Source organism: Silvania sp. (assembly GCF_051656365.1).
In the GTDB taxonomy this organism is placed as follows: domain Bacteria; phylum Pseudomonadota; class Gammaproteobacteria; order Enterobacterales; family Enterobacteriaceae; genus Enterobacter; species Enterobacter hatchlandensis.
On record NZ_JBOGBT010000049.1, the window covers coordinates 22519 to 34185 of the forward strand.

The 11667-nt window shown below is 55.8% G+C and carries 11 protein-coding genes; 8 read left to right on the plus strand and 3 right to left on the minus strand.

The annotated features are described in order from the left end of the window. The first annotated feature begins 8 nt into the window (after positions 1 to 8). From ogt to uspE, 3 genes are all read left to right on the plus strand, one after another. The gene (gene ogt / locus ACRDD5_RS10560; RefSeq protein ID WP_271283719.1) at positions 9 to 524 is read left to right on the plus strand and encodes a methylated-DNA--[protein]-cysteine S-methyltransferase; all 516 of its coding nucleotides are present in this window, start codon (positions 9 to 11) and stop codon (positions 522 to 524) included. A 182-nt stretch (positions 525 to 706) separates the two neighbouring features. Beyond that, on the plus strand, positions 707 to 1459 hold the full coding sequence (gene fnr, locus ACRDD5_RS10565; protein WP_014070017.1) for a fumarate/nitrate reduction transcriptional regulator Fnr: 753 nt from the start codon (positions 707 to 709) through the stop codon (positions 1457 to 1459). 138 nt (positions 1460 to 1597) lie between these two features. Next, positions 1598 to 2548, plus strand: a complete 951-nt coding sequence (uspE, locus tag ACRDD5_RS10570; protein ID WP_438676734.1) for a universal stress protein UspE — start codon at positions 1598 to 1600, stop codon at positions 2546 to 2548. A gap of 65 nt (positions 2549 to 2613) precedes the next feature. On the opposite strand, the gene pntB is transcribed toward uspE, so the two are convergent. Continuing rightward, positions 2614 to 4002 carry a Re/Si-specific NAD(P)(+) transhydrogenase subunit beta gene (gene pntB / locus ACRDD5_RS10575; RefSeq protein ID WP_271283721.1) on the minus strand — a complete coding sequence of 463 codons (1389 nt, stop codon included), beginning with the start codon at positions 4000 to 4002 and terminating at the stop codon, positions 2614 to 2616. 10 nt (positions 4003 to 4012) lie between these two features. Continuing rightward, positions 4013 to 5542: a Re/Si-specific NAD(P)(+) transhydrogenase subunit alpha gene (gene pntA, locus ACRDD5_RS10580; RefSeq protein WP_438676735.1), complete on the minus strand. Its 1530-nt coding sequence runs from the start codon at positions 5540 to 5542 to the stop codon at positions 4013 to 4015. A 536-nt stretch (positions 5543 to 6078) separates the two neighbouring features. On the opposite strand from pntA, the gene ydgH reads away from it, so the two are divergent. From ydgH to folM, 3 genes are all read left to right on the plus strand, one after another. Next, a complete protein-coding gene (gene ydgH / locus ACRDD5_RS10585) occupies positions 6079 to 7032 on the plus strand; it encodes a DUF1471 family protein YdgH (RefSeq protein WP_271283723.1) in 954 nt (317 codons plus the stop codon). 186 nt (positions 7033 to 7218) lie between these two features. After that, positions 7219 to 8601 (plus strand): amino acid permease, encoded by a 1383-nt coding sequence (locus ACRDD5_RS10590; RefSeq protein ID WP_438676736.1) that lies wholly within the window; start codon positions 7219 to 7221, stop codon positions 8599 to 8601. A gap of 37 nt (positions 8602 to 8638) precedes the next feature. Next, complete coding sequence (gene folM / locus ACRDD5_RS10595; RefSeq protein ID WP_438676737.1) at positions 8639 to 9361, plus strand: dihydromonapterin reductase; 723 nt, start codon at positions 8639 to 8641, stop codon at positions 9359 to 9361. Here the strand turns inward: folM and ACRDD5_RS10600 are convergent. Further along, the gene (locus tag ACRDD5_RS10600) at positions 9358 to 9693 is read right to left on the minus strand and encodes a GlpM family protein (protein WP_271269889.1); all 336 of its coding nucleotides are present in this window, start codon (positions 9691 to 9693) and stop codon (positions 9358 to 9360) included. The genes folM and ACRDD5_RS10600 overlap by 4 nt on opposite strands. A 127-nt stretch (positions 9694 to 9820) precedes the next feature. On the opposite strand from ACRDD5_RS10600, the gene rstA reads away from it, so the two are divergent. Together rstA and rstB are read left to right on the plus strand one after the other, a co-directional pair. Then, positions 9821 to 10537, plus strand: a complete 717-nt coding sequence (rstA, locus tag ACRDD5_RS10605) for a two-component system response regulator RstA (protein ID WP_271283727.1) — start codon at positions 9821 to 9823, stop codon at positions 10535 to 10537. Positions 10538 to 10557: 20 nt separating this feature from the next. Beyond that, the coding region (rstB, locus tag ACRDD5_RS10610) for a two-component system sensor histidine kinase RstB (RefSeq protein ID WP_438676738.1) at positions 10558 to 11667 on the plus strand (1110 nt) is incomplete at its 3' end.

Below are 11667 nucleotides of genomic sequence, written 5' to 3' on the forward strand. Positions count from 1 at the left end.
ATCACCTTATGCTGCGACTGCTCGAAGACAAAATTGCTACCCCTCTCGGCCCCCTGTGGGTGATTGCCGATGAGCAGTTCAATCTGCGGGCGGTTGAGTGGGAAGAGTACAGCGGTCGGATGGTGGAATTGTTGAACATCCACTATCGCGCCGAGGGCTACGAGCGCATCGGTGCCAGCAATCCGGGTGGATTGAGCGACACGCTCACCGCCTGGTTCGAGGGCGAGCTCAGCATTATAGACGCCCTTCCGACGGCCACCGCTGGCACCCCTTTCCAGCGCGAAGTGTGGCAGGCGTTACGCACCATTCCCTGCGGCCAGGTGATGCATTACGGTCAACTGGCCGAACAGCTCGGCCGTCCTGGCGCAGCGCGTGCCGTCGGTGCTGCTAACGGATCTAACCCGGTCAGCATTGTGGTGCCATGCCACCGCGTTATTGGTCGCAACGGCACCATGACCGGCTACGCGGGCGGGGTCCAGCGCAAAGAGTGGCTTCTGCGCCACGAAGGCTATCTGCTGCTGTAGCTCCAGGCTTTTAGTGCTTACCTTTCCTTAAGTTAGCGGCAAAGTCCGCAGTCAATTTGTGGAATTTCAAGAAGATGCTGGCGCTTTCGCGCTTCTTGTCCTTATTGATGGTTTACCAGGCTTACGCAGGGTCAAAAAAGATGTTAAAATTGACCAATATCAATTAAGGCTTGAGCAAACCTATGATCCCGGAAAAGCGAATTATTCGACGCATTCAGTCTGGCGGTTGTGCTATCCATTGCCAGGATTGCAGCATTAGCCAGCTCTGTATTCCGTTTACCCTGAATGAGCATGAACTTGATCAGCTCGATAATATCATCGAGCGCAAGAAGCCGATTCAGAAAGGACAGACGCTGTTTAAAGCGGGTGACGAACTGAAATCGTTGTACGCTATCCGTTCTGGCACCATCAAAAGTTACACCATCACCGAGCAAGGTGATGAGCAGATCACTGGCTTCCATCTGGCGGGCGATCTGGTGGGCTTTGACGCGATCGGCACCGGCCACCACCCGAGCTTTGCTCAGGCGCTGGAAACCTCAATGGTTTGCGAAATCCCGTTTGAAACCCTTGATGACCTGTCAGGCAAAATGCCGAACCTGCGTCAGCAGATGATGCGCCTGATGAGCGGCGAGATTAAAGGCGATCAGGACATGATCCTGCTGCTGTCTAAAAAGAACGCAGAAGAACGTCTGGCCGCGTTTATTTATAACCTGTCACGTCGCTTTGCTGAGCGGGGTTTCTCCCCGCGTGAGTTCCGTCTGACCATGACCCGTGGCGATATCGGTAACTATCTCGGTCTGACCGTTGAAACCATCAGCCGTCTGCTGGGTCGTTTCCAGAAAAGCGGTATGCTGGCGGTAAAAGGGAAATACATCACCATCGAAAACGGTGAAGCACTGGCCGTGTTGGCCGGACACTCCCGCAACGTCGCTTAAACACCTCGGTTTTCTTGTTTGTCAGGTCAGTAAATTTTCGCATTTATTGATCTGGCAAAACATCCCCCCTGTTTCATTCAAGATATATAGGTTACTCTTTTAATTACAGACTGTGGTGACAGTAGTAAGGAGACCTGTATGGCAAAGTATCAAAACATGCTGGTGGCCATCGATCCTAATCAGGACGATCAACCGGCGTTACGACGAGCTGTCTATTTACACCAACGGATTGGCGGCAAGATTAAGGCGTTTTTGCCGATCTATGATTTCTCTTACGAAATGACGACCCTTCTGTCGCCAGACGAACGCACCTCGATGCGTCAGGGCGTGATCACCCAGCGTACCGCGTGGATCCGCGAGCAGGCAAAATTCTATCTCGATGCAGGCGTGCCCATTGATATCAAAGTGGTGTGGCATAACCGGCCTTTTGAAGCCATCATCCAGGAAGTGGTGAGCGGTGAACACGATCTGCTGCTGAAGATGGCCCACCAGCACGACAAGCTGGAAGCGGTGATCTTTACTCCAACCGACTGGCATTTGCTGCGCAAATGTCCGTGCCCGGTGTGGATGGTGAAAGACCAGCCGTGGCCTGAAGGCGGTAAAGCGGTGGTGGCGGTTAACCTCGCCAGCGAAGAGAACTACCACAACGCTCTGAACGAAAAACTGGTCAAAGAGACGATTCATCTTGCCGATCAGGTCAACCATACCGAAGTCCACCTGGTAGGTGCCTACCCGATTACCCCGATTAATATTGCTATCGAACTGCCAGAATTTGACCCCAGCGTCTATAACGACGCGATCCGCGGCCAGCATTTAATTGCCATGAAAGCGCTGCGGCAGAAATTTTCTATTGATGAGAAGCTGACCCACGTTGAGAAAGGCCTGCCTGAAGAGGTGATCCCGGATTTAGCCGAGCATCTGCAGGCCGGGATTGTGGTGCTGGGGACGATAGGCCGTACCGGGCTTTCGGCGGCATTCCTCGGGAATACCGCGGAACAGGTGATCGACCATCTGCGCTGTGACCTGCTGGTTATCAAACCGGATCAGTATCAGACCCCGATTGAGCTGGACGATGACGACGACGATTAATCCTCAGGATGAAAAAAAACCGCCGGAAACGGCGGTTTTTTTATGCCGGTTGGCGCTAACGCACCTTACAGCGCTTTCAGAATCGCATCCACGCTGGCTTTGGCATCGCCAAACAGCATATGGGTATTCTCTTTGAAGAACAGCGGGTTTTGTACACCTGCGTAACCGGTGTTCATCGAGCGTTTAAAGACGATAACGTTCTGCGCCTTCCATACTTCCAGAACCGGCATACCGGCGATTGGGCTGTTTGGATCGTCCTGCGCTGCCGGATTGACGGTGTCGTTAGCGCCAATCACCAGCACCGTATCGGTATCGGTGAAGTCGTCATTGATTTCGTCCATTTCCAGCACGATGTCGTACGGTACTTTAGCTTCCGCCAGCAGTACGTTCATGTGGCCTGGCAGACGTCCGGCAACCGGGTGAATACCAAAGCGAACCTTAATGCCGCGCGCACGCAGTCGCTCGGTGATTTCGGCCACCGGATACTGAGCCTGCGCCACCGCCATGCCGTAGCCCGGGGTGATGATGACCGTGTGCGAGTTTTTCAGCATATCTGCGGTGTCTTCGGCGTTGATCTCGCGATGCTCACCCACCTCGTCATCACCGTTGGAAGTCTGTCCATCGGTACCAAAACCACCGGCGATCACGCTGAAGAACGAACGGTTCATCGCTTTACACATGATGTAGGAAAGGATCGCACCTGACGAACCGACCAGCGCACCGGTCACAATCAGCAGGTCGTTGCTCAGCATAAAGCCCGCCGCCGCCGCTGCCCAACCGGAGTAGGAGTTCAGCATCGACACCACCACTGGCATGTCTGCCCCGCCGATCGACGCCACCAGGTGCCAGCCGAAGGCCAGCGCGATAAGGGTCATCACCAGCAGCACCAGCACCTGCATGCCGACACTCTCAGTACGAACAAACACCACCATCAGCACAAACGAGACCACCAGCGCCGCCAGGTTCAGCTTATGACGGTTCGGCAGCATCAGCGGCTTAGAGGAGATCTTCCCGCGCAGCTTACCGAAGGCAACGATTGAACCAGTGAAGGTCACCGCACCGATAAAGATGCCGAGGAACACTTCCGTCAGATGGATATTGACCAGAATCGGCTCCATCCCCGCTTCGTGATACAGGTAGCTGTTAAAGCCAACCAGTACCGCCGCCAGGCCGACAAAGCTGTGCAGGATCGCCACCAGCTCCGGCATTTCGGTCATCTCGACACGTTTCGCCAGGCGAATACCAATCGCGCCGCCGATGATCATCGCCACCAGGATCCACGCAACGTTGCCGGTATCCGGCCCGAAAATCGTGGCCATCAGCGCAATCGCCATCCCGGCGATACCAAAGTTGTTACCCTGCTGCGACGTTTCGTGCTTTGAAAGGCCCGCCAGGCTGAAAATAAACAGGATCGCGGCAACAATGTATGCAGCTGTAACTAATCCTCCAGACATAAGTTACCCCTTATCCCTTACGAAACATTTTCAGCATACGCTGAGTCACGGTGAAGCCACCGAAGATATTGATACTGGCAATAAGTACCGCGATAAAGCTGAGGAAGCTGACCCAGCCGCCGTGACCAATCTGCAGCAACGCCCCGACCACGATGATCCCGGAGATGGCGTTGGTGACCGACATCAGCGGGGTGTGCAGCGCATGGGAGACGTTCCACACCACGTAGTAACCCACCACGCAGGAGAGCGCGAACACGGTGAAGTGACCGAGGAACTCTTTCGGTGCGACGTCAGCCAGCCAGCCGAACAGAATGATAGCGAGGGCCATAAACGCAAATTTGCGCCACGGCGACGCCGGTTTTGCCGGCTCTTTGGCGATCGGTGCCGCTTTAGCGGCCGCCTGCGGCTGCGCAGAAACCTGAATCGGCGGCGCAGGCCAGGTGATTTCACCGTCACGCACAACCGTTACGCCGCGCACGACCACGTCGTCAAAATCAACGTTAACGTTGCCGTCTTTCTCTTTGCAGAGCAGCTTCAGCAGGTTGACGAGGTTGGTGCCGTAGAGCTGGGACGACTGGGTAGGCAGGCGGCCTGGAAGGTCGGTATAACCGATCACTTTTACGCCATTGGCCGTGGTGGTGACCACGCCCGGAACGGTGTATTCGCAGTTGCCGCCGTTTTGCGAGGCCAGGTCGACGATCACGCTGCCGGCCTTCATTGAATCGACCATTTCACGGGTAATCAGCTTCGGTGCCGGTTTACCTGGGATCAGCGCCGTGGTGACAATAATGTCCACCTCTTTCGCCTGGGCGGCGAACAGCGCCATCTCGGCTTTAATAAACGCCTCGGACATCACTTTCGCGTAGCCGTCGCCGCTACCGGCCTCTTCTTTAAAGTCCAGTTCCAGGAACTCGGCGCCCATACTCTGCACCTGTTCTTTTACTTCCGGACGGGTGTCAAAGGCACGGACGATAGCGCCCAGGCTGTTTGCCGCCCCGATGGCCGCAAGACCGGCAACGCCAGCGCCGATGACCATCACCTTGGCCGGTGGCACTTTGCCCGCAGCGGTGATCTGCCCGGTAAAGAAGCGGCCAAACTCGTGGGCGGCTTCAACGATGGCACGGTAGCCTGCGATGTTGGCCATCGAGCTCAGGGCATCCAGCGACTGCGCGCGCGAAATACGCGGCACGGAATCCATTGCCATCACGGTGACGCCACGCGCCGCCAGCTTCTCCATCAGCGCCGGGTTTTGCGCCGGCCAGATAAAGCTCACCAGCGTGGTGCCCGGATTCAGCAATGAAATTTCGCTCTCTTCCGGTGCGTTCACCTTCAGAATAATGGCTGACTGCCAGACTTCAGTGCCGTCAACAATCTCAGCACCTGCCTGAATAAACGCCTCGTCATCGAAGCTTGCCAGCTTGCCTGCGCCGCTTTCAACCGCGACGGTAAAACCCAGTTTCAGCAGTTGCTCCACCGTTTTCGGTGTTGCCGCTACGCGGGTTTCATTGGCAAACCGTTCTCTTGGTACCCCAATACGCATAGTAATCCCTTCCATCGGTTTTTGATGATGGTTTGTCGAACATTCATTACGGTTATACGACAACGGTCAGAAGTGTTAACCCGTGACTAACGCATATCCGCAGAAAATAAAACAGTAACAAACTTTCTATAACCTACTGAAAATGACGCTTGTGATCCACCGCAAGAAAACACTATTTCTGCATTTATCTGTCAAAAATAAGCGATCGGCGTCTCTGACAGGCATATTTCCCTTTATTTCGCCGCCAGGGCCGATATTTAGCTTAGACGAAGCGGCAAAAACACGATATAGCGCCAGCGCAGAACAACTTATTAACATTAAATTAACTTGTGAAAGTCATATGCTTTATTAGTTTTTCTGGTCAAACGCGTGTTTTTTCAACATATCACTAAATGTTATACAAATTGGATGCTTACTCCGCATATGCAGCAAAAAATGCCGCAGACAGCAGCGGGTGTTAAATGCCATAATCGGCCACGTTTTAAAACTAACAACTCCACCAGTACCTGGTTTGCGTAAGGCGAAGGATTATTTTTATGAAGCTTAAGAACACTCTCCTGGCGTCCGCACTCCTTGCTGCGACCGCCCTGTCCGCCAGTGCAGCGACAGAGTTAACGCCGGAGCAAGCGTCAGCGTTGAAACCCTACGATCGTGTCGCCATCGTTGGCCGTTTTAACGCCATTGGCGACGCGGTAGATGCCGCATCAAAACGCGCCGATAAAGAAGGTGCTGCCTCATTTTACGTTGTCGACTCAGCTGATTATGGCAACAGCGGCAACCAGCGTGTGATCGTGGCACTGTATAAAGACAATGCCGAGAAAGCCGACGTGCAGAAAAACCGCGTCATTAATGGCGTGATGGAGCTGCCAAAAGACCAGGCCGTTCTGCTTGAGCCGTACGACACCGTCACCATTCAGGGTTTTTACCGCAGCCAGCCGGAAGTGAACGACGCTATCACTAAAGCCGCGAAGGCCAAAGATGCGGACTCCTTCTACATCGTTCGTCAGATCGATGCCAACCAGGGCGGCAACCAGCGTATTACCGCGTACCTGTATAAAGCAGACGCCAAAAAACGCGTGGTGCAGAGCCCGGATGTGATCCCTGCCGACTCCGATGCGGGCCGGGCGGCGATCGCCAAAGGCGGCGAAGAAGCGAAGAAAGTTGAAATTCCAGGCGTAGCCACCAGCGCGGCGCCAGGCGCCTCCGCTGCTGGCGTGGGCCGCTTCTTCGAAACCCAAACCACCAAAGGCGGTCGTTACAGTGTAACGCTGGCCGATGGCACCAAAATTGAAGAGCTGAATAACGCCACGGCAGCACAGATGGTGCCGTTCGACAGCATCAAGTTTACCGGCAACTACGCCAACATGACCGAAGTCTCCCACCAGGTGGCGAAGCGTGCAGCGAAGAAAGGGGCCAAGTATTACCACATCACCCGCCAGTGGCAGGAACGTGGCAATAACATGACCATCAGTGCCGATCTGTACAAATAAGTAAACTGTTTCACAAGGGCGGCGCAATGCCGCCCTTTTTTTTGATTTTTCCCGCTAATTCAGCCCTTCCTCATTGCATGCCTTCATCACACTCCGTAAAATCCCGCGCCTTAGTGTTATTCACCATTTTTATGCGCTTCGGCGAAATAATTATGCTGGATCTGATTCTTTCTTAACAGGAAGCCAATGGAAAAGAAACTTGGCCTGAGCGCTTTAACTGCGCTGGTTTTAAGCTCGATGCTCGGTGCGGGGGTATTCAGTCTGCCGCAGAATATGGCCGCCATTGCCAGCCCCTCAGCGCTGCTGATTGGCTGGGCGATTACCGGCGTGGGGATCCTGCTGCTGGCCTTCGCCATGCTGCTGCTGACACGTATTCGCCCTGACCTCGACGGCGGGATTTTCACCTACGCTCGCGAAGGCTTTGGTGAACTGATTGGCTTCTGTTCCGCATGGGGTTACTGGCTGTGCGCGGTCATTGCCAACGTCTCTTATCTGGTGATTGTCTTCTCTGCCCTGAGTTTCTTTACCGATACGCCGGAACTGCGCCTGTTTGGCGATGGCAACACCTGGCAATCGATCGTCGGATCGTCCTTTTTGCTATGGTTTGTTCACGCCCTGGTGCTGCGCGGGGTACAGACCGCTGCGGGGATCAACCTGGTCGCCACGCTGGCGAAGCTGGTGCCGCTGGGGCTGTTTATCGTGCTGGCATTTATCGCCTTTCGTCTTGATGTGTTTAGCCTGGATTTCTCCGGCGTGGCGCTGGGCGTCCCAGTCTGGGAGCAGGTCAAAAACACGATGCTGATCACCCTGTGGGTGTTTATCGGGGTTGAAGGCGCTGTGGTGGTGTCGGCCCGCGCACGTAATAAACACGACGTGGGCCGCGCCACGCTGCTGGCGGTACTGGCGGCGCTGGGCGTCTATCTGCTGGTCACTCTGCTGTCGCTGGGCGTGGTGGCGCGTCCTGAGCTTGCCGAGATGCGTAACCCCTCGATGGCGGGCCTGATGGTCAAAATGATGGGGTCCTGGGGTGAGGTGGTGATCGCCGCCGGGCTGATCGTCTCCGTCTGCGGGGCCTACCTGAGCTGGACGATTATGGCGGCGGAAGTGCCGTTCCTCGCCGCAACTCATAAAGCGTTCCCGCGACTGTTTGCCCGGCAGAACAAGAACAACGCGCCGTCAGCGTCCCTGTGGTTAACCAACATCAGTGTGCAGATTTGTCTGGTGCTGATCTGGCTCACAGGTTCAGACTATAACACCTTGTTAACCATCGCCTCTGAGATGATTCTGGTACCCTATTTCCTGGTGGGCGCTTATTTGTTAAAAATTGCCACCCGCCCGATGCACACTGTGGTAGGAATGGGAGCGTGTATTTACGGATTATGGCTGCTGTATGCTTCCGGGCCGCTGCATCTGCTGCTCTCGGTCGTGCTTTATGCTCCGGGGTTGCTGGTGTTTATGTACGCCCGCCGCACCCACCAGCTGCAGCATGCGCTGAAGCGCCGTGAAATGGCGCTGATTGGTTTGTTACTGGTTGCCGCATTACCGGCAACGTGGATGTTGATGGGATAAGCACGCTGTCCCGTCGCGAACGGATAAGGAGTACACGATGGGACACAAACAACCGCTGCCAATTCTGATTACCGGCGGAGGCCGTCGAATCGGCCTCGCCCTCGCGCATCACTTTCTGAATCTTCATCAGCCCGTGATCGTCAGCTATCGCACGGAATACCCGGCAATTACTACTCTGCGTGACGCGGGCGCAGTCTGTATTCAGGCCGATTTCTCGACTGACGACGGGATCCTGGCGTTTGCCGGGCAGGTTAAAAACGAAACCCCGGGCCTGCGCGCCATTATTCATAATGCCAGCGCGTGGATGCCCGAAAAACCGGACACCCCGCTCAGCGACACGCTGGCCGGCATGCTGCAGATCCACGTTCATGCCCCCTACTTACTCAACCACGCCCTGGCGGAGTTGCTGTGCGGCCACGGGCATGCGGCCGGCGACATTATCCATTTCACCGACTATGTTGTTGAGCGCGGCAGCGACAAGCATATTGCCTATGCCGCCAGCAAAGCGGCGCTGGATAATATGACCCGCTCGTTTGCCCGCAAGCTGGCACCGGAGGTCAAGGTGAATGCCATCGCCCCGTCGTTAATTCTGTTCAACGAGCATGACGATGCCGACTATCGCCAGCAGGCGTTGAATAAATCGCTGATGAAAATCGCGCCTGGCGAAAAAGAGGTGATTGATTTGATCGACTATATTTTCAGCAGCTGCTATGTCACCGGACGGTCGTTTGGCGTCGACGGCGGACGGCCGTTGCGTTAGTGAAAACGGCTCCAGCAGAAAATTAACACCCAGGCGCTGAGGCTCCAGCACACCACCGCCCCGCCCAGCGCCAGGGGCAGACGCATAAATCCGGTGAAGTACCACAGCGAAAGCAGATAGAGAAAGTACGGAATAATTGACCACATGCCGAACACGATGGTGGTGCGCAGCGCCTCGATTCCGCGCTCTGAGGCGACAATATAGTGGGCGATCAGCGCGAAGGTCGGGAACAGCGGAATGAGTCCGGCAATATAGTAATTTTTGGTTTTGGCGAGAACGCCGATCAATACCACCACCAGCGCGCCGATTGCCGCTTTTATCAACAACCCCATTCCTTTTCCCTTTCAAAAACACCCACAATGTTCGGCAGCATAACGGAACCGCAACAATTTGCGAATGATTAATGGAACGTTAAGGTTGCGCGGTGTATGTTGGCCTTTTTCGCAGATCAGACGGCGTATGAACAAGATCGTATATGTTGAAGATGAACCCGAAGTCGGCCAGCTGATTGCTGCGTATCTGGGTAAACATGATATGGATGTCATCGTCGAACCGCGCGGTGACCGCGCGGAAGACGTGGTGGCGCGGGAGAAACCCGACCTGGTGCTGCTGGATATCATGCTGCCCGGCAAAGACGGTATGACGTTATGCCGGGATCTGCGCGCCCACTGGAATGGGCCAATTGTGCTGCTGACCTCCCTCGACAGCGACATGAACCATATCCTGTCACTGGAGATGGGCGCCAACGATTATATCCTGAAGACCACCCCACCTGCGGTCCTGCTGGCGCGCCTGCGCCTGCATCTGCGCCAGCACGTGGCGGCCACCGGCGACAACCCGGTCCCGACATTAACCCCGCATAAAGCGCTGCGCTTTGGCACCTTGTCTATCGACCCGGTGAATCGCCAGGTCCTGCTCTCCGGGGAGCAGGTGGCGCTCTCGACCGCCGATTTCGACCTGCTGTGGGAGCTGGCAACGCACGCCGGGCAGATCATGGACCGCGATGCGCTGCTGAAAAACCTGCGCGGCGTCAGCTATGACGGGATGGATCGCAGCGTGGATGTGGCAATATCGCGCCTGCGCAAGAAGCTGCTGGACAGCGCGACCGAACCCTTTCGCATTAAAACCGTGCGTAACAAAGGCTACCTCTTCGCCCCGCACGCCTGGGACATCTGAATCTTTAGCCGGGTACCGTCATGAAAAAGCTGTTTGTGCAGTTTTACCTGCTGCTGTTTGTCTGCTTCCTGGTGATGACCATGCTGGTCGGGCTGGTCTATAAATTCACTGCCGAGCGCGCGGGCCGCCAGTCGCTGGATGATTTGATGAAGAGTTCCCTCTATCTGATGCGCAGCGAACTGCGGGAGATCCCACCCCACGACTGGGCGCGCACGTTAAAAGAGCTGGACCTGAACCTGTCGTTTGAGTTGCGCATCGAGCCGCTGAAGAAATACGTCCTGGATCCGTCCACGATGCAGCGTCTTCGCGGCGGCGACATTGTGGCGCTTGACGAACAGTACACCTTTATCCAGCGCATCCCGCGCAGTAACTATGTGCTGGCGGTGGGCCCGGTACCTTATCTCTATTTCCTGCATCAGATGCGCCTGCTGGATATCGCCCTGTTGGCCTTTATCGCCATCTCGCTGGCCTTCCCGGTGTTTATCTGGATGCGCCCCCACTGGCAGGACATTCTCCGTCTCGAGGCCGCCGCCCAGCGCTTTGGGGACGGGCATCTGACAGAGCGGATTCATTTTGACAGCGCCTCCAGCTTTGAGCGTCTCGGCGTGGCCTTTAACCAGATGGCCGATAATATCAACGCTCTGATTGCCAGTAAGAAACAGCTGATTGACGGTATCGCCCATGAGCTGCGCACCCCGCTGGTGCGGCTACGCTACCGGCTGGAGATGAGCGAAAACCTGACGCCTGCTGAGTCGCAGGCGCTCAACCGCGATATCAGCCAGCTCGAAGCGCTGATCGAGGAGCTGCTGACCTACGCCCGTCTCGACCGCCCGCAGAATGAGTTAAAGCTCAGCACCCAGGATCTTCCCGCCTGGCTACACAGCTATGTGGAGGACGTGCAGAGCGTCAACCCGCAGCGCACGCTTCAGGTCAACAGCACGAGTGGTGACTACGGTGCGCTGGATATGCGCCTGATGGAGCGCGCGGTGGATAATCTGGTCAATAACGCCCTGCGCTACAGCGACCACCAGCTGCGCATTTCCCTGCACCTGAACGGCAATCGCGCCAGCCTGTGGGTGGAAGATGATGGCCCCGGCAGTGCCCCCGATGCCCGCCAGCGCGTGTTTGAA